Annotated in this window: 29 protein-coding genes; 13 read left to right on the plus strand and 16 right to left on the minus strand. The window is 61.8% G+C overall.

The annotated features are described in order from the left end of the window. Positions 1 to 294 precede the first annotated feature (294 nt). From ACTHLA_RS04215 to ACTHLA_RS04225, 3 genes are read right to left on the minus strand one after another with little or no spacing between them, the layout of a single operon-like run. A complete protein-coding gene (locus ACTHLA_RS04215; RefSeq protein WP_440185796.1) occupies positions 295 to 693 on the minus strand; it encodes a hypothetical protein in 399 nt (132 codons plus the stop codon). Positions 694 to 699: 6 nt separating this feature from the next. Beyond that, a complete protein-coding gene (locus ACTHLA_RS04220) occupies positions 700 to 2,055 on the minus strand; it encodes an ABC transporter permease (protein WP_440185798.1) in 1,356 nt (451 codons plus the stop codon). Then, on the minus strand, positions 2,048 to 2,974 hold the full coding sequence (locus ACTHLA_RS04225; protein ID WP_440185800.1) for an ABC transporter ATP-binding protein: 927 nt from the start codon (positions 2,972 to 2,974) through the stop codon (positions 2,048 to 2,050). The genes ACTHLA_RS04220 and ACTHLA_RS04225 overlap by 8 nt, the downstream gene beginning before the upstream one ends. A 147-nt stretch (positions 2,975 to 3,121) precedes the next feature. Here ACTHLA_RS04225 and ACTHLA_RS04230 point away from each other — a divergent pair, with 147 nt between their 5' ends. After that, positions 3,122 to 3,340, plus strand: coding sequence for a hypothetical protein (locus tag ACTHLA_RS04230; protein WP_440185802.1), 219 nt, complete (start codon positions 3,122 to 3,124; stop codon positions 3,338 to 3,340). Positions 3,341 to 3,472: 132 nt separating this feature from the next. Next, positions 3,473 to 3,940, plus strand: coding sequence for a hypothetical protein (locus tag ACTHLA_RS04235; RefSeq protein WP_440185804.1), 468 nt, complete (start codon positions 3,473 to 3,475; stop codon positions 3,938 to 3,940). Between the two features lie 88 nt (positions 3,941 to 4,028). Here the strand turns inward: ACTHLA_RS04235 and gatB are convergent, their stop codons facing one another. Continuing rightward, positions 4,029 to 5,522, minus strand: a complete 1,494-nt coding sequence (gene gatB / locus ACTHLA_RS04240; protein ID WP_440185806.1) for an Asp-tRNA(Asn)/Glu-tRNA(Gln) amidotransferase subunit GatB — start codon at positions 5,520 to 5,522, stop codon at positions 4,029 to 4,031. 153 nt (positions 5,523 to 5,675) lie between these two features. On the opposite strand from gatB, the gene ACTHLA_RS04245 reads away from it, so the two are divergent. From ACTHLA_RS04245 to ACTHLA_RS04265, 5 genes are all read left to right on the plus strand, one after another. Beyond that, the gene (locus tag ACTHLA_RS04245; protein WP_440185808.1) at positions 5,676 to 6,785 is read left to right on the plus strand and encodes a DUF262 domain-containing protein; all 1,110 of its coding nucleotides are present in this window, start codon (positions 5,676 to 5,678) and stop codon (positions 6,783 to 6,785) included. Further along, the gene (locus ACTHLA_RS04250; RefSeq protein ID WP_440185810.1) at positions 6,782 to 7,429 is read left to right on the plus strand and encodes an MAE_28990/MAE_18760 family HEPN-like nuclease; all 648 of its coding nucleotides are present in this window, start codon (positions 6,782 to 6,784) and stop codon (positions 7,427 to 7,429) included. Before ACTHLA_RS04245 ends, ACTHLA_RS04250 begins: the two co-directional genes overlap by 4 nt. A gap of 206 nt (positions 7,430 to 7,635) precedes the next feature. After that, entirely contained in the window at positions 7,636 to 7,917 is a 282-nt protein-coding gene (locus ACTHLA_RS04255) for a DUF1778 domain-containing protein (protein ID WP_440185812.1), read from the plus strand. Further along, the gene (locus ACTHLA_RS04260; RefSeq protein ID WP_440185814.1) at positions 7,918 to 8,406 is read left to right on the plus strand and encodes a GNAT family N-acetyltransferase; all 489 of its coding nucleotides are present in this window, start codon (positions 7,918 to 7,920) and stop codon (positions 8,404 to 8,406) included. A gap of 216 nt (positions 8,407 to 8,622) precedes the next feature. Then, positions 8,623 to 9,552, plus strand: a complete 930-nt coding sequence (locus tag ACTHLA_RS04265; RefSeq protein WP_440185816.1) for a hypothetical protein — start codon at positions 8,623 to 8,625, stop codon at positions 9,550 to 9,552. Positions 9,553 to 9,603: 51 nt separating this feature from the next. Here the strand turns inward: ACTHLA_RS04265 and ACTHLA_RS04270 are convergent, their stop codons facing one another. Together ACTHLA_RS04270 and ACTHLA_RS04275 are read right to left on the minus strand one after the other, a co-directional pair. Further along, complete coding sequence (locus ACTHLA_RS04270; protein WP_440185818.1) at positions 9,604 to 10,047, minus strand: glycine zipper domain-containing protein; 444 nt, start codon at positions 10,045 to 10,047, stop codon at positions 9,604 to 9,606. A gap of 64 nt (positions 10,048 to 10,111) precedes the next feature. Further along, complete coding sequence (locus tag ACTHLA_RS04275) at positions 10,112 to 11,260, minus strand: Gfo/Idh/MocA family protein (RefSeq protein WP_440185820.1); 1,149 nt, start codon at positions 11,258 to 11,260, stop codon at positions 10,112 to 10,114. A 125-nt stretch (positions 11,261 to 11,385) separates the two neighbouring features. Here ACTHLA_RS04275 and ACTHLA_RS04280 point away from each other — a divergent pair, with 125 nt between their 5' ends. Continuing rightward, positions 11,386 to 12,435 carry a DNA topoisomerase IB gene (locus tag ACTHLA_RS04280; protein WP_440185822.1) on the plus strand — a complete coding sequence of 350 codons (1,050 nt, stop codon included), beginning with the start codon at positions 11,386 to 11,388 and terminating at the stop codon, positions 12,433 to 12,435. On the opposite strand, the gene ACTHLA_RS04285 is transcribed toward ACTHLA_RS04280, so the two are convergent. From ACTHLA_RS04285 to ACTHLA_RS04315, 7 genes are all read right to left on the minus strand, one after another. Continuing rightward, a complete protein-coding gene (locus ACTHLA_RS04285) occupies positions 12,432 to 12,857 on the minus strand; it encodes a RidA family protein (protein WP_440185825.1) in 426 nt (141 codons plus the stop codon). The genes ACTHLA_RS04280 and ACTHLA_RS04285 overlap by 4 nt on opposite strands. A 54-nt stretch (positions 12,858 to 12,911) precedes the next feature. Next, positions 12,912 to 14,948, minus strand: a complete 2,037-nt coding sequence (locus tag ACTHLA_RS04290; RefSeq protein WP_440185827.1) for an OPT family oligopeptide transporter — start codon at positions 14,946 to 14,948, stop codon at positions 12,912 to 12,914. Between the two features lie 97 nt (positions 14,949 to 15,045). Further along, complete coding sequence (locus ACTHLA_RS04295) at positions 15,046 to 15,456, minus strand: hypothetical protein (protein WP_440185829.1); 411 nt, start codon at positions 15,454 to 15,456, stop codon at positions 15,046 to 15,048. A gap of 64 nt (positions 15,457 to 15,520) precedes the next feature. Next, complete coding sequence (gene gatA, locus ACTHLA_RS04300; protein ID WP_440185831.1) at positions 15,521 to 17,008, minus strand: Asp-tRNA(Asn)/Glu-tRNA(Gln) amidotransferase subunit GatA; 1,488 nt, start codon at positions 17,006 to 17,008, stop codon at positions 15,521 to 15,523. Positions 17,009 to 17,010: 2 nt separating this feature from the next. Next, positions 17,011 to 17,298, minus strand: coding sequence for an Asp-tRNA(Asn)/Glu-tRNA(Gln) amidotransferase subunit GatC (gene gatC / locus ACTHLA_RS04305; protein WP_440185833.1), 288 nt, complete (start codon positions 17,296 to 17,298; stop codon positions 17,011 to 17,013). Between the two features lie 133 nt (positions 17,299 to 17,431). Continuing rightward, positions 17,432 to 17,779: a UrcA family protein gene (locus ACTHLA_RS04310; RefSeq protein ID WP_440185835.1), complete on the minus strand. Its 348-nt coding sequence runs from the start codon at positions 17,777 to 17,779 to the stop codon at positions 17,432 to 17,434. A 19-nt stretch (positions 17,780 to 17,798) separates the two neighbouring features. Beyond that, positions 17,799 to 18,146: a UrcA family protein gene (locus ACTHLA_RS04315; RefSeq protein WP_440185837.1), complete on the minus strand. Its 348-nt coding sequence runs from the start codon at positions 18,144 to 18,146 to the stop codon at positions 17,799 to 17,801. Positions 18,147 to 18,398: 252 nt separating this feature from the next. Here ACTHLA_RS04315 and ruvX point away from each other — a divergent pair, with 252 nt between their 5' ends. Then, positions 18,399 to 18,872 carry a Holliday junction resolvase RuvX gene (gene ruvX / locus ACTHLA_RS04320; RefSeq protein WP_440185839.1) on the plus strand — a complete coding sequence of 158 codons (474 nt, stop codon included), beginning with the start codon at positions 18,399 to 18,401 and terminating at the stop codon, positions 18,870 to 18,872. Further along, complete coding sequence (locus tag ACTHLA_RS04325) at positions 18,869 to 19,807, plus strand: AEC family transporter (protein WP_440185841.1); 939 nt, start codon at positions 18,869 to 18,871, stop codon at positions 19,805 to 19,807. The genes ruvX and ACTHLA_RS04325 overlap by 4 nt, the downstream gene beginning before the upstream one ends. A gap of 6 nt (positions 19,808 to 19,813) precedes the next feature. Here the strand turns inward: ACTHLA_RS04325 and flaF are convergent, their stop codons facing one another. Together flaF and flbT are read right to left on the minus strand one after the other, a co-directional pair. Then, a complete protein-coding gene (gene flaF, locus ACTHLA_RS04330) occupies positions 19,814 to 20,221 on the minus strand; it encodes a flagellar biosynthesis regulator FlaF (RefSeq protein ID WP_440185843.1) in 408 nt (135 codons plus the stop codon). Beyond that, complete coding sequence (gene flbT / locus ACTHLA_RS04335; protein WP_440185845.1) at positions 20,211 to 20,606, minus strand: flagellar biosynthesis repressor FlbT; 396 nt, start codon at positions 20,604 to 20,606, stop codon at positions 20,211 to 20,213. Before flbT ends, flaF begins: the two co-directional genes overlap by 11 nt. 196 nt (positions 20,607 to 20,802) lie before the next feature. On the opposite strand from flbT, the gene ACTHLA_RS04340 reads away from it, so the two are divergent. Genes ACTHLA_RS04340 through ACTHLA_RS04350 form a run of 3 tightly spaced genes read left to right on the plus strand, consistent with a single transcriptional unit; the run spans position 20,803 to position 25,333 of the window. Then, positions 20,803 to 22,665 (plus strand): tetratricopeptide repeat protein, encoded by a 1,863-nt coding sequence (locus tag ACTHLA_RS04340; RefSeq protein WP_440185847.1) that lies wholly within the window; start codon positions 20,803 to 20,805, stop codon positions 22,663 to 22,665. Then, a complete protein-coding gene (locus ACTHLA_RS04345; RefSeq protein WP_440185849.1) occupies positions 22,662 to 24,194 on the plus strand; it encodes a tetratricopeptide repeat protein in 1,533 nt (510 codons plus the stop codon). Before ACTHLA_RS04340 ends, ACTHLA_RS04345 begins: the two co-directional genes overlap by 4 nt. Then, complete coding sequence (locus tag ACTHLA_RS04350) at positions 24,191 to 25,333, plus strand: FkbM family methyltransferase (protein WP_440185851.1); 1,143 nt, start codon at positions 24,191 to 24,193, stop codon at positions 25,331 to 25,333. The genes ACTHLA_RS04345 and ACTHLA_RS04350 overlap by 4 nt, the downstream gene beginning before the upstream one ends. On the opposite strand, the gene ACTHLA_RS04355 is transcribed toward ACTHLA_RS04350, so the two are convergent. After that, positions 25,330 to 26,148: a universal stress protein gene (locus ACTHLA_RS04355; protein WP_440185853.1), complete on the minus strand. Its 819-nt coding sequence runs from the start codon at positions 26,146 to 26,148 to the stop codon at positions 25,330 to 25,332. The two genes, ACTHLA_RS04350 and ACTHLA_RS04355, sit on opposite strands and share 4 nt — an antisense overlap. Positions 26,149 to 26,265: the final 117 nt, after the last annotated feature.

The raw sequence follows: 26,265 nt of genomic DNA on the forward strand, positions 1-26,265 counted from the left end.
TCGCCGACGACATACTGCTGATGCACCAAGGCGAACTCAAACCCCTGGCCGCCCCGGAAAAGGTCTTCACCGAAACCCACCTGTCCGACGTCTTCAACCTAAGCGGCCAACTGACCGGCCCGCCCGAAGCGCGCGTCCTCACCCTCGCCAGCCAGCCGCTGCTGTAAAAGAAAGCAAGACACCCCGCCGCCACAAGATGACTTCCTCTTATACCTCCCTGAATTCGCTTGCGAATTTTGGGAGGGGGACCGCCGCGATTTATCGCGGTGGTGGTGGGGTAACTTACGTTCAGCCTTAATCCTGCAAACGCTTCGCTGAAACGCCTGAAGCGTACGCCACAAAATCCGCTCCGTAAGACGGCTCAATGGACATGACCATGGCCTGCCCCGCCTCAATAGCAACCATCTTCTTCTCGAGGAAAGCCGAATAAGCGTCCTGATATTGTTGATCCACCGAAGGATGCGGACCGGGAAAAAGCCGTTCCATGATCAGGGCATCAGGCCGCGTGTTTTGGATGATCTCGGCGTGGCTGATGATGTTGCTTTGCTGAAAATCATCCATATGCAAGCCTTCGACGCCTGTCAGCTCAATCTCCCAGGCTTCTCCGTTGTAACTTGTCAGGGACAGACGGACGTCTTTTTCCAGCACCTGAATGCCGATCAGATACCCGTCATGGAAACTCGGAATCTCCACCGCCCCTCACATCCCCTCCCGCTTCGTCGCGATCCGCGCCAGTCGGCCCCAACTCAGCCGCCCGGCCGCCAGCGCGCCCTGGCGGAAGGCGCGGCGGCCGACGCCGATCATCAGCCACGCCACCACGATCATCAGACCGAGACTCACAACGATTTCCCACCACGGCAGGTCATCGGCCAGTCGCAGCGGCATCAGGAACGGCGTGAAGATCGGCACGAAGGACAGCCAACGAATAATGGGCGAGTCCGGCGCGACCATGGCCGACTGCATGCACAGCATCGGGATCATCAGCACGATCATCATCGGCCCCATGATCGCCTGCGCGTCCTTCTGCGTCTCGCAAAAGGCGCCGATGGCCGCAAAACTGACGCCGAACATCAGATAGCCGCAGGCGAAATAGACCACGAGCAGCGCGATATGCAGCGGCGAGAACAGCCCGCTCAGCCCCGCCTGAACGCCATGCAGAATTTCCCGCGGGACGAAGCTCATCCCCGTCGCCGCCAGCGCCCAGCCGCCCAGCGCCCATATGCAGGCCACGCTCAGCAAAACGCCCGCCACGCCCAGCACCTTGCCGATCAGCAGGCTTTCCGCCGAACTGGAGGCCAAGACCACCTCCAGCACCTTGCTCGACTTCTCCTCGATCACCCCGGACAGCAGGATCATCGACGACGAGAAGATGCTCATCCAGGCTAGATAGCCGGTCAGCATGCCCGCCAACCTCGGCGCATTCTCACGCAGGGCCTGGCTGAAGCCATCGCCCCCGCCGTCCGCCACCGGGGTCAGGCTGACGATATTGGCGCGCGATTCGCGCATATCGTGGGCCAGTTGCGCATCGACGCCATGCTCGCGCGCCAGCTTGTAATATTGCAGCCCATGCAGATCCCATTGCAGCCTGTCGGCCAGCTTGCCCTTCTGCTTCGGCGTGGACCAGATATGGAATTGCAGCACATCGTTCTGGTCATAGACGACGATGATATTGCTCACCTTCGCATCCGGCGCGTTCAGCATGGCCGGTATCTTCGCCTCGGCCTCGGCGGGCGTCATGCCCGCGCTCAGACCGGCGGGCAAGGCCGCTAGCCGCACCTGATCGGCGTGCGCCATCTGCGCCGCCAGCCCTTCCAACCCCTCGGCTTTCGTCGCCTGCGCCCGGATCAGCGCATCGAGATCGCCTTCGACATGGTCGTCGCTTAAGTCCAGCACCGCCACCGACAGCACGGTCACCGGCGCGGTCTGGCGCAACAGCAGCGGCACCGCGATCACCGCCGTAATCAGCAAAGGCAGCGTCACCAGCGACAGCCAGAAGCCGATCGTCTTCACAAAGGCCAGATATTCGCGTTTCGCGATCAACAGCGTCTTAGACATGAGCGGCCCCCTCTCCGTTCAGCACGATAAACGCATCGTGCAGGCTCGGCTCGCGCGCCTCGAACCGCCGCACGTCCAGCCCTTTGAGGAAGGCCGCCTTGAGCGCCTCATGCGGGCTGGCCTCGGCGGCCAACCGGCAGCGCCACAACCGCCCGCCCTCGCCGTCTGCGACCGCTTCGACCGCCGCAATCCCCGGCAGGGCCAGGCAATCGGCCTCGGACAAGGCCCCCTCCAGATCGAGATAGCGCGGCGCCGCCGCCCGCGCGGCCTTCAGTGTCCCCTCAAACCGCTTCTCGCCCTTCGCCATCAGCACCACCTTCTCGCACAAACGCTCGGCGTGCTGCATGACGTGGGTGGAGAACAGAACCGTCGCCCCGCGCCGCGCCAGATCGCGGATCACCGTCTCCAGCCCGTCCTGATTGACCGGGTCCAGCCCCGAAAATGGCTCGTCGAGAATCACCAGCTCCGGCTCATGCACAAGGCACGAGATCAACTGCACCTTCTGCGACATGCCCTTGCTGAGCGAGCGGATCTGCGCGTTGGCGAACGCCCCCAGCCCCTGCGCCTCCAGCATCTTTCGCCCGCGTTCGCGCGCCACAGACGCCTTGACGCCCTTGAGCCCGGCCAGAAACACGATCACATCCAGCGCGCTCATCTTGCGGTAAAGCCCGCGCTCCTCCGGCATGAAGCCGATGCGGTCCAGCGCCCGACCGACCGGCCCGCCCAGCACCTCGATCGTCCCGCGCGTCGGCGCCGTCAGGCCCAGCATCATGCGCACGCTGGTCGTCTTGCCCGCGCCGTTCGGCCCTAAAAAGCCGCAGATCGTCCCGCGCGGCACTTCAAAGCTTAAATTCCGCACCGCCTCGAAAGCCTCGAAGCTCTTGCCGACCCCCGCCAGCCGCAACGCCAGATCGCTCATGCACACCCCCGTTTTGCCGCGACCCTAAAGCCTCCCGCTTACAAAGAAAAGCCCCGCGTAACCTTTCTCAACAGCGCGACGTATCCCTTAACCGACAGCGCGCCTGTCTTACATCATCACGCCCCACTCCATCTGAGGAACCCCCGCATGACCCGCACCATCACCCTGACCGCTCTGGCCCTCACCCTCGCCACCCTGGCCGCCTGCTCCGCGCCGAAGACCAGCGAAAACGCCATGTCCATGAGCGCCTCCTCCTCCGACGCCATGGCGCCGATGGCCAGCGGCGACGCGATGGCCGCGTCCTCCGGCGACGCCATGGCCCCCATGTCCAACAACGCTATGTCCGACTCCGCCATGAGCCACTGACCGCGTCAGGCGGGCGGTCCCTCCCTTCCGCCCGCCTTACCGTTTTTGAATCTCAGCCCGCCCGTTTCGCGCTCTCATCCTTACGCCGCCCCGCCTATTTTAAGGCGTGGGGCTGCAAGAATGGAGCATGACATGACCAAGACGCAGATTTCCGCCGCCGCCATCGCCGCAGGCCTGGTTTTCAGCGGCGCGGCCTTCGCTCAGACCCTGAACGATCCGGCCCAGCTACAGCGCGAGCATCAACGCGCGGTCGCCGCCAATGACCCGGCCAACGACCCGTACAATCCGCAAAGTTCCAACCGCCTGAACCAGCAGCAATTGCAACGCGCCCAGGCCCTCGGCGACGAGCCAGTCTATCAGACCGACCGCTATGACTACACCGCCCCTGCGGCCCCGCCGGTCGCCTACAATAATGACAGCTACAGACGCGACGACCAGCAAGCCCTGCCCGAAGACACGCCGCCGAACATCACCGTCGTCGGCCCGACCCACGCCGCTCCGTCCAGCTTCGGTCAGCCGGACACCAGCCCGCAATCGACCGGAACGCCCATGGTTGACACCCCCTACGCCACCACCCAACCGGCTCCGGACTTCCAGTAAAACAAAGCCCCCGGCGCAAACCGGGGGCTTTCCATCTCATCCCTCCCTGCGCAGCGGGGAGGAGGGACCGCGAAGCGGTGGGAGGGCTTTATTCCACCCCCAGCTTCGCCTTCAACAGCTCATTGACCGCCGCCGGATTGGCCTTGCCGCCGGTCGCCTTCATCACCTGCCCAACGAACCAGCCCAGAGCCTGCGGCTTGTCCTTGACCGCCTCGGCCTTGTCGGGATTGGCGGCGATGATCTCGTCAATCGCCTTCTCAATCGCGCCGGTGTCCGTCACCTGCTTGAGCCCGTGCTTCTCAACGATCTCGGCAGGGCTGAGAATCCCCTTCTCATCCCACATATGCTCGAACACCGTCTTGGCGATCTTGGACGAGATGGTTTCGTTCTCGATCAGCTCGACAAGCCCGGCAATATGCTCCGGCGTGATAAAGCTCTCGCCGATCTCCTGCCCCGCCTCGGCCAGCCGCGACAGCAGCGCATTCGTCACCCAGTTGGCGACCAGCTTGGCGTCGCGCCCTTTCGCCGCCGCCTCGAAATAGTCCGCCCGCGCCTGATCCGAGATCAGCACGCCCGCATCATAGCTCGACAGACCGTACTCGCTGATAAAGCGCGCCTTCTTGTTGTCGGGCAGCTCGACCAGATGCTGGCGAATCGCCTCGATCCACGCTTCCTCCAGCTCAAGCGGCAGCAGGTCGGGATCGGGGAAGTAGCGATAATCGTGCGCCTCTTCCTTGGAGCGCATCGAGCGCGTCTCCACCTTCACCGCGTCGAACAGGCGCGTCTCCTGATCAATCGCGCCACCGTCCTCAAGGATTTCGATCTGCCGCCGCGCCTCGTACTCGATGGCCTGCTGCATGAAGCGGAATGAGTTGACGTTCTTGATCTCGCAGCGCGTGCCGAACGGCTGGCCCGGACGACGCACCGAGACATTGCAGTCGGCGCGCATATTGCCCTTTTCCATATCGCCGTCGCAGGTGCCCAGATACACCAAGATGGTGCGCAGCTTCTTGAAATAGGCCACCGCCTCATCGCTTGAGCGGATATCGGGCTTGGACACGATCTCCATCAAAGCCGTCCCCGCGCGGTTGAGATCGACGTAAGTCGCGTTGGGGTCAAGGTCGTGGATCGACTTGCCCGCATCCTGCTCCAGATGCAGCCGTTCGATGCGCACGGTGATCGCGGTTCCGTCATCCTTTTCGACCAGCACCTCGCCCTCGCCCACAATGGGGTGGAACAACTGGCTGATCTGATAGCCCTGCGGCAGGTCGGGATAGAAATAGTTCTTGCGGTCAAAGCGCGAGAAGCGGTTGATCTGCGCCCGCAGCCCCAGCCCCGTCTTCACCGCCTGCTCGACGCAGAAACGGTTGAGCACCGGCAACATGCCCGGCATGGCGGCGTCAACCAGGCTGACCTGCTCATTCGGCCCCGCGCCAAAGCCGACGCGCGCGCCGGAAAACAGCTTGGTGTTCGACGCCACCTGAGCGTGAACCTCCAGCCCGATCACCAGTTCCCACGGACCCGTCCGGCCCATAATGTGTTGCGAAGCCTCAGCGGCGCGAATATCGAGAGCGTTTGTCATAGGGGGGATATAGCGGGGGAGTCGGGGCGTGGGAAGGAAAATTGATCTCAATAGCTCCCAAATGTTTATATCATTAGCGTTGAAGCGTGTCTTATTGTACTCTGTGAATCGAATAACTACCAAATTTAGCGCTATAGCGGATGAGACCGATCAATGCTTTCAGACGAAATTGAAAAAGCACAACACTTAGTAAAAACAGACGCTTTTACAATGTCGATTGGGGAAATCGTCAGCATGTATGACGATAGTGAAATTGTAGTTGATCCAGAATTTCAAAGACTCTTTCGATGGAATTCGAGTCAAAAATCAAAACTTATTGAGTCGATTCTTTTGGGCATTCCAATTCCATCCATTTTTGTATTTGAGAAGGATGACGGTAAGTGGGAATTAATCGACGGACTTCAAAGAATATCGACGATCTTAGAATTTATGGGTAAATTAAAAAACCCAGATGGTGGCTTGATGCCCCCCTCAATACTCGAAGCTACCAAGCACCTTCCTTCATTGCATAATACGGTCTGGGAGAGGAGTGAGAAAATAATTGACCTGCCACTCGATGAACAAGTTCCTCTTGAAAAACCATTTCAACTAACAATTAGACGCTCTAGATTAAGTGTGGAAATTTTAAAAAGACCAAGCAATGAGCAAACAAAATTCGAACTATTCCAAAGGCTTAATGCTGGCGGAACTCAAGCAAATGCTCAAGAACTAAGAAATTGCATCATACTAATGGTTAATAAGGATTATTTTAGATCAATAAAGATTCTAGCGGAAGGGGAAGACTTTAAAAGTGTAATATCAGTTACAGAAGATCAAATTGAAAGACAACGCCATCTAGAGTTAATGACACGCTTCCTGGTTCACACCTATATTCCTTATGATGGAACATTGGATGTTGAAGAGTACATTGACAATGGAATTGTCGAGCTTGCAACCAATAATGATATAAATAATAATATTGAGTGCATTAGCTTGACCTTTTCTCTATTAAACAAAATCGCTGGTCGAGACTCCCTTAGGAGGTATGACAACGGGCATTACTCAGGTCGGGTCGGATTGGTTGGTCTTGAAGTTATTGCTGTTGGAATTGCAAAAAACATCACCGCAATATCAGAAATGAAAAACTCTGAAGAATTCGTTTTACAAAAATCTAGAGACTTTTGGTCTCAGCCAGAACTTGAGAACTTCACATCACCAGGATTACGGGGAACTATAAGAATACAGCGAACAGTTCCATTTGGTGAAAAGTGGTTTAAGCCATGAGTAAAGCATTTACCGAAGCCGATTTTTTATCGCAAATTACTGAAGATCGCACTTGGAGACTTAAAGAAATCTCTGACCTGAAAAATGTGACGCTTCGTTCAGACGCCAAGATGCAACGAGTTTTACTCCGCGCGGCCATCACAATTTGCTATGCGCACTGGGAAGGATATGTGCGTTTTTGCGCCCGTAAATTTATGGAACACATTTCCATAAAAAAATTGAAATACAACGAACTAGATGATCAATTTAAAAAGAATTATTTTCTGCCTAGACTTAATTCGTTGGCTATTTCCAAGTTGGGCATTGAGGCTAGATGCCAATTGATAGATGACATTCTATCATGCTCTTCGCAAAGATTTTCACGACCAAATGACGATTTAATTAACACAAAATCTAATTTAAATTCTGACGTCCTCAAAGATATTTGTCTTGTTTGTGGAATTAATTATCGTTTGTTTGAGACAGACCTTTCATTCATTGATGTATTTCTCTTAAAAAGACGTAATGCGATTGCACATGGGGAAGAAGCTTTGATTTCAATTGATGAACTTGATGATCTTGTCGATACAACCACAAAATTGATGCGACTGTTCGGAGATGATTTAGAAAATAAAGTGTCTCTTCAAGAATATAAAGCTGCCTGAAATTCTTTTTTATTAAACGCCTATTATACATTCCGCATCTCAAGTCGATTTAATCCCCGCCCCTCAAACTGGCCCTATCCTATCCCCCATGTCAGACTGGGACGACAGGATCAAAGCCAATGAGGACGCGCTGAAGGCGCGGCTGGCGCAGCCTTGACCGTACACCATCCGTACAGTAAACTCCCCCCTCAATAGGGAGTTCCGCCATGCCCGATGACGCCCGCGCCAAGACCGCCCGGATTGACCTGCGCATGACGCCGCAGGCTAAGACCCTGCTTGAACAGGCCGCAAAGGCGCGCCACAAAACCTTGAGCGAATTTGTCCTCGACCAGAGCCTGAGCGCCGCCGAGGAAACCCTGGCCGACCGCCGCCTGTTCCTGCTCGACGACGCGCAATGGGCCGAGTTCAACCGCCTGCTCGACGCCCCGCCGCGCGACATGCCGGAATTGAGAAAGCTCGCCGCCGTCAAACCGCGCTGGGAAGCCTGAATGCAGCCTCCCCGGCCGATTGCGCCCGGCGATGCGCTGGACGACTTCGATTGCGGCGTTCCTAAACTCAACCATTGGCTCACTCATCGCGCGCTTGGCAATGATCTCAGCGGCGCATCGCGAACCTTTGTCATCGAAAATAACGATCGGATCATAGGCTATTACGCCCTCAGCGCCGGTTCCATCTTCCACGCCGACGCCACAGGCAATATTCGCCGCAATATGCCCGATCCGATCCCCGTCGCCATTCTGGCGCGGCTCGCCATCGACACCGCGTTTCAGAACGACGGCCTTGGACACGAACTGCTGCACGACGCCGTGCGCCGCACGCTCAGCGCCGTTGAAACCCTCGGCCTGCGCGCCCTGCTGATCCATGCCCTGTCGGAACGCGCGCGTGGTTTCTATGAAAAATGGGGCTTTAAACGCTCGCCCACCAATGACCTGACCCTGATGGCGTCCCTGACCGACCTGCGCAAAGCTTTCGGATAAGGCAAGCAAGACACCCCACCACCACATCTCAGCCGCTGCGCGACTTCGTGCGGTCCCCCTCCCCGGCATAGCCAGGGAGGTATAAGAATAACTAACCTTATACCTCCCTGAACGCGCAGCGTTTGGGGAGGGGGACCGCGCCCGCAGGGCGTGGTGGTGGGGTATCTTGCTTCCCGACTAATCCCCGCCCCTCAAACCGCGCTTATCCTATCCCCCATGTCAGATCGGGCGGACAGGATCAAAGCCAATGAGGACGCGCTGAAGGCGCGGCTGGCGAAGCTGCGCGAGTTTTCCGAGGGCGTGGCGGAACGGCTGCGCCAGCTTGACATGCCCAAGACCTATCTGGAAGCCGCGCGCGGCGCCCGCGCCGTTCAGCAGGCCGACCGCCTGTTGCTGCTGGTTCCGAAGGTCGATCTTGTGATCAACGGGCCGCTGCCGGAGACAACGGAAAGCCACCCCTCCACCGCTTCGCGGTCCCCCTCCCCATCGCTGCGCGACAGGGAGGAGAGCGATGATGCGCCCCTCTCCTCCCCACCCTGTGGGGAGGCGGCGCAAGAAGCGGTGGAGGGGTACAACATCCCCGACCCGAAGACCGGCTATCAGGCGGTCCACCCGGCGCGGCTGGACTTGCGCGACTATGCCGACCGGCTGATGGAGGCCGTCGGCGAGATCGCCGAGGCTGACACCTATCTCGAAGCCCTGCGCGCCGCGCGCTACGGTCAGGCCGCCGAGCGCATGTTGCGCCAGCTCTATCACCTGCCCGACGGCGGCTACGGTCCGTGGACCTATGACCACGACGACGATGAAGACGAAGACTGGGACGAGGACGACTGGGACGAAGACGAAGACGACGATGACGGACAAGAGGACGCCGAAGCCGAACCCGTCCTTTACAACTGGCAAAAATACGTCTGGGGCACGCCCAGCTTCCGCCATCCCGACAATGAGCTGTGCATCGAAATGCCCGGTGAGGAAGACAAAAGCGACTGGCAACTCTTCTGCGCCACCTGCGATGAATTGCTCTATGTCAGATTAGCCCGCGAAAGCGGCGTCTGGCGCGACGGAACCCCTTACGATCCCGACGATCCCTGGCATTCCTGCCCGCGCCTGCAATATTTCTACGCTGCCCACCCGCCGCCGGAATGAAAAAAGGCCCCGGCTGACGCCGAGGCCCTGAAAACGCCCTCTCACCACAGCTTAGTGGTAACGATACGTCTTGCCCTTATAGATGTACCAGTAGTTCATCCCGGCAGGACGCGTCTCGAAATAAACGACCTTATGATCCGCACGCGGCGCCGGCTCATAAGAACCGTGCTTGAAGACATAATAGTTGGCGCCGCGGCAGCGGATCTTCTCGTGCGAATTCTTGCCGACCACATAGCCCGCCGCGCCGCCGACCGCGCCGCCGATCACCGCCGACTTGGTCTTGTCGCCCTTTTTGCCGAGCAGGCCGCCCGCAATCGCGCCCGCCGCCGCGCCGATGGCCGCGTCCTTGCCCGCCAGGTCTTCCTTCTTGACGTAGCAATAGCCGTCATAACGCGCGCCCTGCGCCGACGCCGCCAACGGGGTCATGGCGCCCAGGCTCAACGCCGCCGCGCCCGTCGCCAAAGTGATCATACGAACCGAAGCCAGACGAATCATGTCGCCCTCCTGATGAAAAAACCTGTTCCCTATCTCGCCCCGGATTACGGTAGAAAGATGACGTTTATAACATCACCTTCATGCCATCATTGTCGGCGCTTTTGTACATGGCCTGAATGATGCGGATATCGCGCAGCCCCATCTCGCCGGGCGTCAGATGCGCCACATTGGCCCGCGCCGCCTTGGAGAAGCCGTCCACCTGCGCGGCGAACTGGCTGATCGGATTGCCCGCATTGAGCGGCTGGCCGTTGGAGAGGGTGACGTTCTGGCGGTAATAGTCCGACGCAGGCTCCATGACGATGGCGCCCGTCGCGCCAAATATCTTCTGCCGCGTCCCCCCGGCATAGCAGTAGGAGGACGAACCCTGCGCGTGGATGCCGGACGGGAAGGTCATGCGCCAGTCCACGCCGCCCTCGACCTCACGGAAGCGCGGATCGTCGCGGGGGTAAGAATAGACGGCCGAGACCGACACCGGGTCTTCGCCAAGGCACATCATCGCCGCGTTCATGGCGTAGATGCCGATATCGTACATCGAGCCGCCCCCGGCCAGCGCCTTCTGCAAGCGCCATTTGTGCGGCGGCCAGTCGGGATTGGCGTTGAAGCCTGCGTCGCCGGTGAAATATCTGAGCGTCCCCAGCTCGCCCGACGCGCAGCGCCGCGCGACCTCGACATTGTTGGGCTCGAAATGCACGCGGTAAGCGACGCCGAGCTGGCGGTTGGCGGCCTTGGCGTCGGCGATCATCGCCTCGCACTCGGCAGGCGTGGAGGCCATCGGCTTCTCGCACAGCACATGCTTGCCCGCCTTGAGCGCGCGGATCGTGTACTCGGCGTGCAGCCCGACCGGCAGCACGATATAGACGCAGTCGATCTCCTTATCCTCTGCGATCTTATCGAAGGTATCATAGCTATAGAGCTTCGAGACGCCGTACCGCGCGCCAAGCTCTTTCGCCTTGTCGGGATTGCCCGAAACAAACGCCGTGATGGTGGACTCGTCCGCGCCCATAAAGCCGGGGATCACCTGCCCCAGCGCGAAGGTGCCAAGCCCCACAATCGCCCAGCGCATGCGCTGCGACGGCTGATCGGGCAGATCGGGATGACCAAGCAGCGGCTGGCCCACAGCCTTGGGCGCAGAGCCTTGCGCAGCGGCGGAAACGGCTGTGGCGGCCAGGGACAGCCCTCCGGCCCCCAGAAGAAGGCGGCGACGATCAATCATAGTCTCTCTCCCAACATGTATTTGCGGGAGAGACTTGCCGGTTTTGTAATCGGTTACAAGTTCTTTATGCGCGGCCCCCACCCGCCCCATCGCTTTTTCCCCGGCGTCGGCGGCAGCTATAAAGAATGAAAACCGCCGCCCTGCTCGACCTGCCGCCAGACCCCGCCGCCGATGCGCGCGCCCAAGGCCTGCGCTATGTCAGCGACGCTAAGCCGGGCCTGACCCGCCGCCGCTACGGCAAGGCCTTCGCCTTCTTCGACCAGAGGGGCGACCGCATCCGCGACGCAAAAACCGTCGCCCGCATCAAGGCCCTGGCCATCCCCCCGGCCTGGCGCGATGTCTGGATCTGCCCGCACGCCAACGGGCATCTGCAAGCCACCGGCTTCGACGCCAGGGGCCGCAAGCAGTACCGCTACCACGCCGACTGGCGCGCCCTGCGCGAGGACAACAAGTTCGGTCACATGCTGGCCTTCGCCGAGCAGTTGCCCGCCATCCGGGCGCGGATCAAAGCCGACATGGCGCGCCGGGGTCTCTGCCGTGAAAAGGTGCTGGCCAGCGTCGTCGCGCTGCTGGAGCGGACCCTGATCCGTATCGGCAATGACGAATATGCGCGTAAGAACAACAGCTTCGGTCTGACCACCTTGCGGCCCGAACATGTCGAGATCAGCGCCCGGACCCTGCGCTTCCGCTTCACCGGCAAGTCGGGCAAGACCTGGAGCCTGAAACTGTCGGACCGCCGTATCGCCCGCGTCGCCCGCGCCTGCGCCGAAATCGACGGTCAGGAGCTGTTCAAATATGTCGATGAGGACGGCGTCGTGCGCGACGTCACCTCCGGCGACGTCAACGCCTACCTGCGCGAAGCCTGCGCAGGCCAGGTCACCGCCAAGGACTTCCGCACCTGGCACGGCACGGTGCTGGCGGTCTCCTGGCTGGCGTCGTGCGAACCTTGCGCCTCGGCGGCGCACGGCAAGCGCATGGTGGCGCAGGCGATGAAGGCGGTCGCGCAGAAGCTGGGCAACACGCCCGCCGTCTGCCGCAAATCCTACGTCCATCCCAAGGCGCCGGAGGCCTATCTGGCGGGCGAATTGGTTCTGCCCGCCGCGAAAGCGACGGACGACCTGTTATCCCCGGAGGAACTGGCCGTGTTAGCCTTTCTCAAGGACAGGCTGGCCTAAGCTTCACCGGGAACGTGCGCCCAGAATTCGATCTCGACCGTCGCGCCGTAAGCGAGACTGGTCACGCCAAAGGCGGTGCGCACCGGCAGGCGGGCCGGATGGAAGTACGGCTTGTACAGGCGGTTGAAGTCGCCCCACTTGTCGATGTCGGTCAGCATGACCGTGCATTTGAAGATGTGTTCGAGGCCAAGACCGTACTTTTTCAGAATGTCGGCGGTGTTCGACATGATGAATTTGACTTCGTTCTCGAAGCCCTTGGCCAGTTCGCCCTTTTCGTCGAGGCCGATCATGGCCGACAGGAACAGCACATTGCCGACCTGCACGGCTTCGGAAAACGGCGAGCGCGGATGCGGATGCAAGAAATAGGTGATCCCGTCAGCCGGGATCGGATTGATGGCGGGGCGGTTTTCGACATTGCTCATGACGCTTATCCTAACGATCTTGCCGGTGCGGGAAAAGGGGGCGCAGGGCCTTTATCACCCGTCGGCGTTCTCCGCGACCACCTTTTTGGCGCGCATGGCCGCCCAGCGATACAGGCCGACAATGCCTATAAAGGCCAGGACCAGGGCGATGATCATAGAGACGCTTTCCGACGGCGCAAAGGACGCGAACGGCCCGGCGAACGGGGCGGGATTTTTGGTCAGGACGATGATCCCGGCCAGGGCGACATTGAGCAGGCTTTCGCCGACGATGAAGCCCGACGCGACCAGCACACCGAGACGCTTGGCCGCCTCGCCCCAGTCATGGCCGTTGACCTTGCGCCCGGAGACGAACTTCTCGAACAGCCAGCCCGCAACGGCGCCGACTACGACCGGCGCGGTGACGGCGGAGGGCAGATAGATGGCCAGCCCCACGCCCAGAGGCGGCAGGCTGAACTTCTCCTTGCTCGACTTGCGCAGCAGGACGTCCACCACGACCAGAGCCAGACCGACTAAAGCGCCGATGCCCAGCAGTCCCCAGTCGAGATCGCCGCCGATCACCCCTTTGGCCAGGGTCGAGATCAGCGTCGCCTGCGGCGCGGGCAGCGGCTGGTTGGTGATGGCGTGGTAATGCGGATCGCCCGCAAAGCCATTGGAATTGTTGAGCAGTTCCAGCACTGGCGGAATGACCAGAGCGCCGGCGAAGATACCGATGATCAACGCCACCTGCTGTTTCCACGGCGTTGCATCGACCAGTTGCCCGGTCTTGAGGTCCTGCAGATTGTCATTGCCGATCACCGCGACGGCCAGAACGACGGTGGTGACGAGCAACGCATAGGCGACCAGGGCCTGCCCGGTATCGGGTCCGGTAAAATGATAGCCGATCATGCCGGTCAGAAAGGCGGCGCCGATTACGGTCAGGATGGCGATGCCCGACACCGGCGAGTTGGACGAGCCGATCAGTCCGGCCATGTAGCCGCACACCGCCGCCGCCAGCAGGCCCGCGACCAGAATATACAAAACGCCGGTGATCACCAGCGGCAGGGCCAGATCGTTCAGCGGCCCGCCGGAGACGAAATTCATCAGCAGCCAGCCCGCCGGAACCATGCTCAGCAGCACGACCAGGCCGACGATCCAGACCGGCAGATCCTGTTCGGTGCGCGCAATAACGACGCCTTCGGAGCGGCTGAGGCGGTTGGTCTCCAGCGCCGACATCAGGCCGGACCACACCGGCAGGGCCAGCTTGCCCAGCGTCCAGATCGCCGCTGCGCCGATGGCGCCAGCGCCGAGGAAGCGCACCTTGGTGGACCAGACCGCACCGGCATGATCGGCGGCGGACAGGTCCGGCATGGGAAAATGCACGGTGAGGATTGGCACGAACACGCCCCAGGCCAGGGCCAGACCGACGAACATGGCGACGCCGACCGTAATGCCCATCAGGTGCCCGGCGCCCGCCAGAGCCAGAGACGACGAACCGGCCAGCCCCGTGGCGCCCTTGGTTCCGACCTTGAAATAGGTGGAGATTTCTCCGGCCAGCAGCTTGGCGCCCGCGCCCGCCGCGTAAAGAGCCGAGGCCAGACTGCCCCAGATGACCGCCAAGAGGCCCGCCCGCCCTTCGGCGCCGCCTTCGCGCGACGAGGTGCCGACGCGCAGCACCTCAGCGGCGGCGACGCCGTCTGGATACGGCAGAGCCGACTGGCTGACCAGCGCCCGGCGCAGCGGCATGGTGTACATCACGCCCAGCACGCCGCCGATCGCGCAGGCGGCGAAGGTGGTGAGAAAATGCACATGTTGCCACCAGCCGATGATCATCAGGCCCGGCAGGACGAAAATCACCGAGGCCAAAGTTCCCGCCGCCGAGGCGATGGTCTGAACGATATTGTTTTCCTGGATCGAGGCGTTGCGAAACGCCTGCAACAGCGCCATCGAGATGACCGCCGCCGGGATCGAGGTTGCGAAGGTCAGACCGACCTTGAGGCCAAGATAGACCTGCGCGGCGGTGAAAACCAATGTGATCAGTATGCCGAGGACGATGCCCCGCGCGGTGAATTCGACGTGCTTGACGGGATGTTTCGCGGGCGCAGTCTGGCTCATGAAAGGCTCCAATGGATCTCTGGCCATGATTTAGCCGCAAGTTGCGGCGTTCGCCAAGGTATTTGTTGCAAAAGATATTTTTCGCGCCGCAGCACGATCAGGCGCCCGTCGCCTGCGGCAGATCGGCGCCGTCGTCATCGCTCAGCAACTGGTCGCAGATATGGCGGTATTTTTGCAAGGTCACATTGCCGTCGTCGAGCAGGTCGGGAAGTTTCGCGTCCGCCTGAGCGATGTCGGCGTCAACCTGATCGTCGTCAAGCTGCGCCGCCTCCTTATAGACTTCACGCGCCTGCGCCCGCGCCTGCTGCACATCGGCGACCTGCTGGCCCGCCAGACCGCGCGCCAGCACCAGATCATAGGTCGCCACACAGCCAATGGCGGCGGTCATGACCGCGTCCGTATCGTCATCGTCGTCGCCGTTCTCATCCTGCGCGAAAGCGATGGGCGCCGCCAGCAGCCCGATCAGGGCGACGGCGGCGACGGACAGGCGAAGTACGGAACGGATCATGGAGCGAACCTGTGGAAAACAGCTAACAGGTAACCCCGCCTCGCGATTCCGGCAAGCCGCCTGTTTACGCCCACCATTGCGCCGGACGCGCCGAAAAGGCGGCGGCGCGCTCGATGGCCTGACCGACATTCAGCACGGTCGCTTCGTCGAGCGCCTTGCCGATGACCTGAAGGCCCAGCGGCAGACCGCTCTTGTCCAGCCCGGCGGGAACGCTCATGCCCGGCAAACCCGCCAGATTGGTGGTGACGGTGAAGACGTCGTTCAGGTACATCTGCACCGGATCGGCGGCCTTGGCCTGATCGCCCAGCTCGAAGGCCGAGGACGGCGTGGCCGGGGTCAGGATGACGTCGCACTTTTGATAGGCCGCCGTGAAATCCTCGGCGATGCGACGGCGCACCTTAAGCGCCTTGACGTAATAGGCGTCATAGAAGCCCGCGGACAGCACATAGGCGCCGATCATGACGCGGCGCTTGACCTCCTTGCCGAAACCTTCCGAGCGCGACAGCTCGTAAACATCCGTCAGGCCTTGCGCCGACTCGGTGCGGTGGCCGTAGCGCATGCCGTCGTAGCGCGCGAGGTTGGACGAGGCTTCCGCCGGGGCGATGATGTAGTAGCACGGCAGGGCGTATTTGGTATGCGGCAGGGAAATGCGCACGATCTCGGCGCCCGCGTCTTTCAGCCACGCAATGCCCTGCTCCCACAGCGCGTCGATCTCAGCGGGGATGCCGTCGAGGCGGTATTCGTCGGGTATGCCGACGCGCAAACCTTTGAGCGACTTGCCCAGAGCCGCCGAGAAATCCGGCACCGGCAGGTTCAGCGAGGTCGAGTCCCTGACGTCGTGCGAACACATGGATTGCAGCAGGATCGCCGCGTCCTCAACCGTCTTGGCGATCGGCCCGGCCTGATCCAGCGACGAGGCGAAGGCGACCATGCCGTAGCGCGAGCAGCGGCCATAGGTCGGCTTGATGCCGACCGTGCCGGTGAAGGCGGCGGGCTGGCGGATCGAGCCGCCGGTGTCGGACGCCGTGGCGGCCAGACACAGATCGGCTGCGACCGCGGCCGCCGACCCGCCGGACGAGCCGCCTGGGGTCAATGGCGCGTTCGAGCCGCTGCTTTTCCACGGATTGACGACATTGCCCCATTTCGAGGTCTCGTTGGACGAGCCCATGGCGAACTCGTCCATATTCAGCTTGCCCAGCATGACCGCGCCGTCGTCCCACAGGTTCTGCGTGACGGTCGATTCATAGGTCGGCACGAAATTATCGAGAATGCCCGAACAGGCGGTCGTGCGCACATCCTTCGTGCAGTAAAGATCCTTGATCCCCAAAGGCGCGCCTTCCAGGCGCCCGCCCTCGCCCTTGGCCAGCCTGGCGTCGGAAGCGGCGGCCTGCGCGCGCGCCTTGTCGAAGGTGGTCGCGACATAGGCGTTGAGCGCCGGATTGGCGGTTTCGATGGCGCCGATAAAGGCTTCGGTCAGTTCAACCGAGGTGAAGTCTTTCGCCTTCAGGCCGTCGAGCGCGCCCTTGAGCGTCAGTTGCGTCAGCTTGCTCATGATTACTCCACCACCTTCGGCACGACGAAGAAGCCATCGACGGATTTGGGCGCATTGGCGACGATCTGCTCGACAATGCCGCCATCCGTGACCACGTCGTCGCGCAGCGGAGTCGGCATGTCGATGGCCGTGGTCAACGGTTCGACGCCCTCGACATCGACCTCGCTCAGCTGTTCGATCCAGCCGAGAATGCTGTTCAGCTCGCCGGCCAGCGCCTCCAGGCGCTCATCGCTTTCGCGCAGGCGCGCCAGACTGGCGACCTTCTTCACCGTCGCCACATCAATGGCCATGACAGGACTCCTTAAAAATCAGGGCTCCCGGTTAGCGATTGGAGGCGGTTTTGGCAAGAGGCGCACACAAATAAGGACCGCGCGGGCGGGGTCGCCGCGCGGTCCTTTGCGCCGTCTGACGGTAAGAAGCGCGTCAGCGGCGCTCGGCCAGCGCGCGCGCAGGCGGCTGGTCTTTGCGGGACAGGCTGGCGTTTCGGGACGCGGTCAGTTGCTGTTCCACCTTCTGCATGGCTTCGGTCTCGCAGGCGCGATCGTCGGCTTCGCGCCATTTCGGCCCCTCGCCTTCGCTTTCACAGACATATTGTGCGGCCTTATAAAGACGGGCGCGCACATTCTGCGCCTTGGCGGGACTGTTGAGGTCGGCGGTTTTAAACGTCACCGCCACCCTGGTCGGCGTCAGATCGTCCGCATTGCAGGCAAAAGCGGTCCCCAGAGCGCTGACCGATACAGCCAGCGCGCCAATAAAATACAGATTTTTCATCGAAGTTTGCTCCGCAGATTTACCGGTCGTTGGACGCCAGAATCTGAGCCTTGTCGGCGCGATCGTTTTCACGGTCGAGACGGCTCAGTTGCGGCGCGCCGACCTGACGGACGGCGTCGTTGAGCGCCTGACGCTCGCACGCCTTATCGGCGTCGGCGGTCAGCGGGTCGGATGCGTCGCTGGCGCAGACCGCATGCGCGGCGGCCTGCAGCTTGGCGTAATAGAAGCGCGTCTGGTTGACGTCGTTAAAATCGACATGCGCGGTGACGGCGCGCTGATCCGGGGTGCGGGTCTGCGCCTGAGCCAGGGTCGGCGCGATGGCGACGAAGGTCAGGGCGGCAGTGGCGATAAGAGCGATGCGGGACATGATCAGTTTCCTTTGAGATAGTTTCCAGAGAGAAGCGTTTAAGAACTGAGCAAACAAATACACGCATCAGATGACGGTTTAAACATGAATATTGTTAAATCGAATCCATGTATTAAATGAATTTCATGAATTACAGGAATTTAATTTATGACATAAATTTAATACTTATGTTGCAAAAGAAATTTTCACGAATGCGACGAGTTCGCCCGCTGCGCATTGACTTGAAAGCGAGGCGGCGCCAGTGGTCAGGTCATGCCCGTATTCGACATCACCGACCTCAAAGCCGCCCTGCCGCCGCGCCGCGCCCTGCTGGGCCTTGACCTCGGCGAAAAGACCATTGGCGTGGCGGTGTCCGACATCTCCCTGACCCTCTCCTCGCCGCTGGAATTGATCCGTAAGAGCAAGTTCACGCAGGAGGCCGAGCGCTTGTTTCACCTGATGAAGCAGTGCGAGGCGGACGGGATCGTCATCGGTCTGCCGGTCAATATGGACGGAACCGAAGGGCCGCGTTGCCAGTCGGTGCGCGCCTTCGGACGCAACCTCTTACGCCTGCGCGACCTGCCGATCGCCTTCTGGGACGAGCGCTGGTCGTCCTCGGTGATGAACCGCTTTCTGATCGAGGAGGCCGACCTGTCGCGCGCCAAACGCGCCGAGGTCATCGACCGCAACGCAGCGGCCTATATTCTGCAAGGCGCTCTGGACCGTATGCGGGACGCCGCCCCGTGAACGCGGCGACGATTTTCGGCGGCCTGTTTCCGATCTTTCTGCTGATCGCGCTTGGCTACGGCTTGCGCAAGTCGAACTTTCTGAGCGATTCGGCGTGGCGCCCGATCGAGACCTTCGCCGTATATGTTTTGTATCCGGGCTTTCTGGTTCCGGCCATCTGGGGCGCGGACCTGTCCGGGCCGTCCGCCGGCCCGGTCGGGGCGGCGATCCTTTTGACCATCGCGATCTCGGCGGGGCTGGGCCTGCTGCTGAAACCCGTCCTCCGCCTGTCCGGCCCGACCTATTCCAGCCTGTTTCAGGGTCTGATCCGCTTCAACTCCTTCGTCTTCATCCCGGTGGCGGCGGCGATTTTCGGGCCGAAGGCGATGAGCGTCGCCGCCGTCGCGGTCAGCGCCCTGATCCCGGTCACCAACCTTTTGAGCATACTGGCTCTGGCGCACTGGGGGGATATGGGGGCCGAAACGGTCCGAAAGACGCCCCTGCAACTGGCGCGCACCGTCATCAGCAATCCGATCTTCGCCGCCTGCCTGCTTGGACTATTGCTGAACCTGCTGCGCGTTCCGCACCTGCCGCCGCTGGAAAAGGCGCTGAACATGCTGGGCGAAGCGGCGATTCCGACCGGGCTGATCCTGGCCGGGGCGGGCTTAAGCTTCGGCTATGTCGCGCGTCAGCCGTGGCTGACGGCGGGAACGGCGGCCTATAAGGTGTTGATCATGCCGCTGATCTGCTGGGGACTGTGCCGCGCCCTGGGCGGCGATGCGCTGGCGCAGGGCGTGGCCCTGTGCTGCGGGGCGGCGCCGTCAGCTGCGGCGGCCTATGTGCTGGCGCGGCATATGGGCGGCGACGCGCCCTTGATGGCTGGAATCATCGCCCTGACCACGGTGTTGAGCGCGGCGGCCATGCCGCTGCTGCTCATCGCGTTTCATCTCGGATAGTCAGGATCAGCCGTAAGACTGCCGCGGCATGGCGGACGGATCGGGCGCCGCGTCAGCCCCCTGCCGCTGCGGCAGCAGCCCCTGCATGATAATGCGGTTGACGTCGATCAGCGGCGCGATCTCTTCCTTGCTGCGCATGACCAGCGAGGTGTGCTTGTTCACCCAGATCGACAGCGAAATGATATTGGCGCGGATCTGCGCAGGCAGCTTGTTGCCGTCACTGGCGCAGTCCGAGGCGAACATCGACCACATGCGCCGGTTCCAGTCCAGCGCGTCCATCCGCTCGCGAATCTGCATGCGGTCCAGCTTCTCAGCCTCCATCAGCGCCCGCGTCACCTGTCCGAACAGACGATACTCGGTCTGGCGGGGGTCTTCGGCGCGGGCGGCGGTGGTCTGATACGCTTTAAGCGACATGTCCCAGTCTTTCGTCCTCATACTCGATGAGCTTGCGACAGCCCATCAACGCTTTATAGTATTCACGCGCCAGAATGCTTTTCGACACGGCGACGCATTCGGCCAGAATCACGGGATTATTGATCACGCCCATGAATTCGGTCATGCGATGCAGGAATTCATCGTAGAACTTGTCGGCGCTCGCCTCGTCCAGATACATCATCATGACCGGGAAATAGACATGACGCGCCGGCGAATTCACGTCCTCGGACTGCATGATGTCCTTTTCGCGCAGTACGGACGCCTTATTCTGCAGCACCAGCGAACAGCGGCGGTCGCCATTCTGCACGACGGCGCCATTCAGCACGAACTTTTCACCAGGCTTCAGCGACAATTTAAGCGGCATCAGACTTTCCTTGGCCGGCCTGGGCGAAACAGACGGTCCCCATTTCCTACCGCAACCGAGGTTAACATCCGGTTTCGCGACAGGCCGGAAGGCGCTGCGAGGATCGGCCCTGCGACAACCCGGCCAGCTTTCTTTAGGTTGTCTTAAGCGAATCCCTGTTTACAGAATGGCACGTCGCGTCGTCCGGAGCTAGTCCATGTCCACTAAGCCAAAAGGTCTGTCCCCCGCCCTTCAGGCGGCGCCGGACGGACGGTTTGCGCCTTTGGAGGCGATTGCCAGCGACCCGCGCTCCGGCGCAAGGCCCCGGGGCGACGTCGCCCTGCCGTTTCAAGGTTTCGATCCTCAGGCGCCCGCGCGAAGGATTATGGGTGATTCGGGCTCAAGCGAAGCCCTGCGCATCCTCGCCGAAGCCAATGAGCATATCCGCAAGGCCGATATGCTCAGGCTTTTGCGCGACTCCGTCGAGAATTTCAAAATCGGCAGATGGGCCGAAGGCGGCGAACTGGCGCTCAAGGCGCTGCATATCGACGAGGAATGCGCCGAGGCCTGGCACATACTCGGCGTGGCGCGCGACAAGTGCGGCGATTTCACCACCGCCCTGACCTGTTATGACGCGGCGCTGAAACTGCAACCCGACAATATCGCCATCGCCTCCGATCTGGGCCGCCTCGCCTATCGCATGGGCCATAACGATATGGCGGAGAAGTTCTTCCGCTTTCACTTGAATCAGTGTCCCGACAGCATTGAAGCGGTCAACAATCTGGCCACCACCTTACGCGAGGAGTCCAAGAACGAGGAAGCCATCGCGCTGCTGCAGGACGCGATCCCGCGCCATCCGCAGGATCCGCAGTTGTGGAATGTGCTGGGCACGGTGATGAACACCATGGGCGATATTCCCAGCGCGCAACTCTTCTATCGCGAGGCGCTGCGCTTCGATCCGAATCATGTCCACGCCCTGTACAATCTCGGCGGCACGGAGGTCAGCGAGGAGTCGGTCGAGCTTCTGGAGCGCGCCCTGCCGATGTTCGACGATCCCTTACATCAGCACACCTGCAAGCTGAGCCTGGCCTTCGCCAATCTCGGCCTGGGACGACTGGAAAAGGGCTGGGAGTGGTATGTCGCCCGCAGCCGCCATGCGGGCAATGAGACCGTTCACTATGTCATACCGCGCCCGCGCTGGCAGCCGGGCGAAGCGGTCGCCGGGCGGCGCCTGTTCGTCTCCGCCGAGCAGGGTCTGGGCGATGAAATCCTGTTCGCCAACCTCTTGAGCGACCTGCGCCGCGAGATCGGACCGGACGGCCATCTGGCGGTCGGGGTCGAACCGCGCCTCGTCCCGCTGTTCCGCCGCAGCTTCCCCGATATCGAGATCGTGCGCCACCACACCACCAAGCACGAAGGGCGCACGGTGCGCATCTTCCCCGATATCGACGACTGGAGCCGTTTCGACGCCTGGACAATCATGGGCGACTTCCTGAGTCGCTACCGCAACCATGTCGAGGATTTCCCGACCGACGGCGGCTATCTGACGCCCGACCCGGAGCGCGTCGCGCACTGGCGGCGCGTGCTGGGCGAACTGAACGCAAAGCCCAAGATCGGCCTGCTGTGGAAAAGCCTGATCCGCCACGCGCGGCGCGACCGCTTCTATTCGCCGTTCGCCGATTGGGAGCCGATCCTCAAGCTGAACGGGCTGCAATTCGTCAACCTGCAATATGGCGACGTGTCCGAGGAACTGGATATGGCGCGGGCCGCTGGGATTGATATCTGGACGCCGCCGGGCATCGACCTGAAAAACGATCTCGACGACGTGGCGGCGCTGTGCGCGGCGCTGGACGTGGTCGTGACGCCGCAGGTCGCCACCGCCAATATCGCCGGCGCCAGCGGCGCCAATATCTTCCTCATGCTGCCATTGCTGAGCTGGACCGCGCTGGGTACGCGACGGTTTCCCTGGTATCCGACAGCGCGCTGCTTCTTCACCGAAACCTTCACCGACTGGGCGCCGGTCGTGCAAGCGGTCGCCGACGCCCTGCGCGCCGCCTATCCGGCTGAGACGAAGACGTGACAGCGACCGCTCTGACTGAGGCCCTGCACCGCGCCGAACGGTTGGAATCGCAAAACGACCTGCCCGGCGCCTTCGCCGCCTATGAGGCGGCTCTGGGCGTTGCGCCGGACTCGCCGCTTGTGGCGCGGCGGCTGGCCAATCTGGCCTTCCGGCTCGGCGATTATGGGCTGGCGGAGAAGTTCTACGCCCATTTACTGCGTGGCGCCGAGGTCGATGCGGCCCTGATCTGCGGCTATGCGTCGGTCTTGCGCGAACTGGGGCGCTGCGAAGAGGCGGTCGATCTGCTCAAGCCGGTCGTCGCGCAGAACCCGGAGATTCCGCAGCTCTGGCGCGCGCTTGGCGAGGTTCTGGCCGCGCAACAGGATAACGACAACGCGCTGATCTTCTACAATGAGGCGCTGCGTCTGGCGCCGGATGACGCCGCGACGCGCATGCTGCGCGGCTGGCTGTTGTTCGAAATGGGCCATGAAACGGAGGCGCTGGACGACCTCGCCGCCGTATCGGGTCAGTTCGACGACGCCGACGACGACGCCAGCGCCGCCATAGCCCATGCGCAACTGCTGCTGGCGACCGGCGACCTCGCTCAGGGCTGGGCGGCCTATGAGGCGCGTTATCGCTATGGCGCGACGCAGGAGGTGCATTACGCTCTGTGGTCGCCGCACTGGCGGCCCGGCGAGTCTCTGGCCGGGCGCCGCCTGCTGGTCTGCGCCGAACAGGGTCTGGGCGATGAGGTTCTGTTCGCCTCGCTGCTGCCCGACGTTTTGCGCGATCTGGGACCGGACGGCGAACTGACGCTCGCGGTCGAGCCGCGGCTCGTCCCGCTGTTTGCGCGCAGCTTTCCGCAGGCGCGCGTCATCGCGCACCGCACCCGGCGCGTCGATGGCCTGTTGCAACGCAGCTTTCCCGACTTCGATCAGAACCAGATCGACCAGTGGGCCTTGATGGGCGATTTTCTCAGCCTCTACCGGGCGCGCCTCTCGGATTTTCCGACGGAAAACGTCTTTCTGACGCCCGATCCGGCGCGCGTCGCGCACTGGCGGGCCGCGCTGGACGGCATGGGCGCGGGACCGAAGATCGGCGTCCTGTGGAAAAGCCTGAAGAGCGGCGCGCGGCGCGATCCTTATTTTGCGCCCTTTGCCGCCTGGCGGGATGTGCTGACCACGCCCGGCGCACGCTTCGTCAATCTGCAATATGGCGATACCGCTGAGGAGACGCGGCTGGCGCAGGGCTGGGGCGCGCCGCTGCTGACCTTGCCCACGCTTGATGTGAAAGACGATCTCGACGATCTGGCGGCGGCTTGTCGCGCGCTTGACCTGATCATCGCCCCGCCCAACGCCGCCAGCAATATCGCCGCCGCGTCCGGCGCGCCTTTATGGCTGGTGACGACGCGGCGAAGCTGGACGCAACTGGGCGCGCCGGACTTTCCGTGGTATCCGTCGGCGCGCGTCTTCCAGCCCGCAGATCTCAGCGACTGGAGCGGCGTTATGCGCGAGATACGCGACGCCCTGATCGCAAGGTTTTCGTTATGAGCCAGCCCCACCTCGGTTCCGTCAAGTTTAACGACGCGGCGACGCGCGACTGGCTGGCGCAAACGCGACGTGAGCGCGATGACCTGCGGCTGGGCGCGCGCCCGCTGATCCTGCTGGGCGCCGGTTCGGTGCTGAGCCGCGATTTCGTCACCGCCATGCTGGCGCGCGGTCAGGTCGTCGCCCTCGTCGATAACGCCCGCGCCGGGACAAGCGAGGACGGCGTTCCCGTCATTGGCGATAGCGACGTCGCAGCGATCGTCGCGCGCCACCCCGATGCGATTGGCGTTATGTGCTGCGGTTCGGAAAACGCCATCGCGCATTTCAACCGCGTCTGGACGAAGACAGACCGGCCCCTTTTGACCTATTTCGCGGTTCTGGCCGCCCTGCCCGGTCTGGTTCCGGCTGGCTCGCCGCTGCGCCTGATCGACGCCTTCACCGATGAGGCGCGCATCTTCGCCGAACACGCCGCCGTCAGCGACGTCTTCAGCGACGCCGACAGCCGCCGCACGCTCGACGCCCTGATGCTGTACCGGCTGACCTGGGATCAGGCCTGGCTCGACGCCGTACGCATGCCGGAAAACAGCATCTATTTTGCAGAAGGCCTGCTGCCGATTGGCGATGACGAGGTGCTGGTCGATGGCGGCGCCTATGACGGCGATACGGCCCGCGCCTTCGCCGCGCGCACCGGCGGGCGCTATCGTCATATCCACGCCTTTGAACTCGACCCGGACAATGCGCGACGTTTTGCCGAAAAAAGCGGCGGCATGCCCAATGTCACCTTGCACGCCTGCGGTCTGTGGGACGGACCGGCGCGTGTCAATCTCAAGGGCGAGATTGATCTTGGCCGCCGCATTGATTCCAGCCTGCCCGGCGAACACAGGCTGGAGGCGCTCGACGACCTCGACATCGGGCCCGTGACTCTGATCAAGCTCGATATCGAAGGGGCCGAAGCCAACGCCTTACGCGGCGCGCAGAAGACGATCATGCGTTACCGCCCGAACATGGCGATCTGCGCCTATCATAAGCCCGACGATCTCAGCGTTCTGACCGCCGCCTTGCGCGACCTGCCGGGCGATTATCGCCTGAAATTGCGCCACCACTCGCCGATCCTGTTCGACAGCGTAATCTACGCGCTTTAGTGCGCCATATAGAGGTTGAGCTGCGTGTTTTGCAGCAGGGCGCGCGTCGTGCCGCCAAAGGCGAATTCGCGCAGGCGTGAACGACCAAAGGCGCCCGCGACCATATAGTCGGCCTTATGGCGTTCATTGGCCTCGATCAGTTGTTGCAGAATATCGCCCTTGGGGAAAGTTTCCACCGTCGTGGCGATTCCGTGCGCGGCGTAATAGTCGGCCAGACGGTTCAGATCGGCGGGTGCGTCGCCGGAAGGCGATCCGACCACCACCACCTTGGACGCCTTTTTCAGCAGGGCGACGGCGCGGCGGGCGGCGCGCGAGGACGGCTCCTTGCCATCCCAGGCGACAATGGCGGTTCCTTTGATATCAAAGGCTTTCCGGGCGATAAACACCCCGGCGCGCTCCTCCATCAGCACCTGCTGGAAGGCTTCGGACAGCAGGCCCTGCCCCCTGGCGCTGGCGTCGCAGAACACCACGAGGTCCGACAGGCGCGTCTCCATGGCCAGATCCTGCCAGACCGGGGAATCGAGCGCGGTGAAGGTCTTGTTGGCGTAAGACAAGGCGGCGAACTGCTCGCGCGCCACGCTCTCGGCCTCGTCGGCGGCGGCCTTGAGATTGTCGAGCGCCGACATCTGCACCGTGCCCATAAAGCCCTCGCCCAGCCATGGCGCCAGTTCGGCGGGATCGGGCGGCGTGAACAGCACATTCAACCGCGCGTCAAAGCTCTGCGCAATCTGCGCCGCCAGATCGAGCGCCAGCCCCTCGCCCTTGGCGCCGCTGACCGGCGCGCTGATCCGCGACCATGCCTGACCTTTTGTCATCTCCGCCTCCCGATTATCTGTGCATAAGCGTCGAATCGTCTCGCCGCCTTTGCAGCAACCTTATTTATATACCTCTTGAGATAAAAACCCGATGTGACATTTTACACCCCAATGGCT

Origin of the sequence: Asticcacaulis sp. (assembly GCF_051956075.1) — a bacterium.
Classification (GTDB): domain Bacteria; phylum Pseudomonadota; class Alphaproteobacteria; order Caulobacterales; family Caulobacteraceae; genus Asticcacaulis.

What these genes read in the sequence shown, in the direction of transcription:
- gatA (WP_440185831.1), bottom strand. Translation starts at nt 17,008, where the DNA reads ATGAGCAAGCTGACGCAACTGACGCTCAAGGGCGCGCTCGACGGCCTG.
- flbT (WP_440185845.1), bottom strand. Translation starts at nt 20,606, where the DNA reads ATGCCGCTTAAATTGTCGCTGAAGCCTGGTGAAAAGTTCGTGCTGAAT.
- ACTHLA_RS04275 (WP_440185820.1), bottom strand. Translation starts at nt 11,260, where the DNA reads ATGATTGATCGTCGCCGCCTTCTTCTGGGGGCCGGAGGGCTGTCCCTG.
- ACTHLA_RS04230 (WP_440185802.1), top strand. Translation starts at nt 3,122, where the DNA reads ATGACCCGCACCATCACCCTGACCGCTCTGGCCCTCACCCTCGCCACC.
- ACTHLA_RS04260 (WP_440185814.1), top strand. Translation starts at nt 7,918, where the DNA reads ATGCAGCCTCCCCGGCCGATTGCGCCCGGCGATGCGCTGGACGACTTC.
- ACTHLA_RS04355 (WP_440185853.1), bottom strand. Translation starts at nt 26,148, where the DNA reads ATGACAAAAGGTCAGGCATGGTCGCGGATCAGCGCGCCGGTCAGCGGC.
- ACTHLA_RS04270 (WP_440185818.1), bottom strand. Translation starts at nt 10,047, where the DNA reads ATGATTCGTCTGGCTTCGGTTCGTATGATCACTTTGGCGACGGGCGCG.
- ACTHLA_RS04245 (WP_440185808.1), top strand. Translation starts at nt 5,676, where the DNA reads ATGCTTTCAGACGAAATTGAAAAAGCACAACACTTAGTAAAAACAGAC.
- ACTHLA_RS04255 (WP_440185812.1), top strand. Translation starts at nt 7,636, where the DNA reads ATGCCCGATGACGCCCGCGCCAAGACCGCCCGGATTGACCTGCGCATG.
- ACTHLA_RS04295 (WP_440185829.1), bottom strand. Translation starts at nt 15,456, where the DNA reads ATGATCCGTTCCGTACTTCGCCTGTCCGTCGCCGCCGTCGCCCTGATC.
- ACTHLA_RS04220 (WP_440185798.1), bottom strand. Translation starts at nt 2,055, where the DNA reads ATGTCTAAGACGCTGTTGATCGCGAAACGCGAATATCTGGCCTTTGTG.
- ACTHLA_RS04225 (WP_440185800.1), bottom strand. Translation starts at nt 2,974, where the DNA reads ATGAGCGATCTGGCGTTGCGGCTGGCGGGGGTCGGCAAGAGCTTCGAG.
- ACTHLA_RS04250 (WP_440185810.1), top strand. Translation starts at nt 6,782, where the DNA reads ATGAGTAAAGCATTTACCGAAGCCGATTTTTTATCGCAAATTACTGAA.
- ACTHLA_RS04235 (WP_440185804.1), top strand. Translation starts at nt 3,473, where the DNA reads ATGACCAAGACGCAGATTTCCGCCGCCGCCATCGCCGCAGGCCTGGTT.
- ACTHLA_RS04280 (WP_440185822.1), top strand. Translation starts at nt 11,386, where the DNA reads ATGAAAACCGCCGCCCTGCTCGACCTGCCGCCAGACCCCGCCGCCGAT.
- ACTHLA_RS04350 (WP_440185851.1), top strand. Translation starts at nt 24,191, where the DNA reads ATGAGCCAGCCCCACCTCGGTTCCGTCAAGTTTAACGACGCGGCGACG.
- ACTHLA_RS04290 (WP_440185827.1), bottom strand. Translation starts at nt 14,948, where the DNA reads ATGAGCCAGACTGCGCCCGCGAAACATCCCGTCAAGCACGTCGAATTC.
- ACTHLA_RS04315 (WP_440185837.1), bottom strand. Translation starts at nt 18,146, where the DNA reads ATGTCCCGCATCGCTCTTATCGCCACTGCCGCCCTGACCTTCGTCGCC.
- ACTHLA_RS04265 (WP_440185816.1), top strand. Translation starts at nt 8,623, where the DNA reads ATGTCAGATCGGGCGGACAGGATCAAAGCCAATGAGGACGCGCTGAAG.
- ruvX (WP_440185839.1), top strand. Translation starts at nt 18,399, where the DNA reads ATGCCCGTATTCGACATCACCGACCTCAAAGCCGCCCTGCCGCCGCGC.
- ACTHLA_RS04310 (WP_440185835.1), bottom strand. Translation starts at nt 17,779, where the DNA reads ATGAAAAATCTGTATTTTATTGGCGCGCTGGCTGTATCGGTCAGCGCT.
- flaF (WP_440185843.1), bottom strand. Translation starts at nt 20,221, where the DNA reads ATGTCGCTTAAAGCGTATCAGACCACCGCCGCCCGCGCCGAAGACCCC.
- ACTHLA_RS04285 (WP_440185825.1), bottom strand. Translation starts at nt 12,857, where the DNA reads ATGAGCAATGTCGAAAACCGCCCCGCCATCAATCCGATCCCGGCTGAC.
- gatB (WP_440185806.1), bottom strand. Translation starts at nt 5,522, where the DNA reads ATGACAAACGCTCTCGATATTCGCGCCGCTGAGGCTTCGCAACACATT.
- ACTHLA_RS04340 (WP_440185847.1), top strand. Translation starts at nt 20,803, where the DNA reads ATGTCCACTAAGCCAAAAGGTCTGTCCCCCGCCCTTCAGGCGGCGCCG.
- gatC (WP_440185833.1), bottom strand. Translation starts at nt 17,298, where the DNA reads ATGGCCATTGATGTGGCGACGGTGAAGAAGGTCGCCAGTCTGGCGCGC.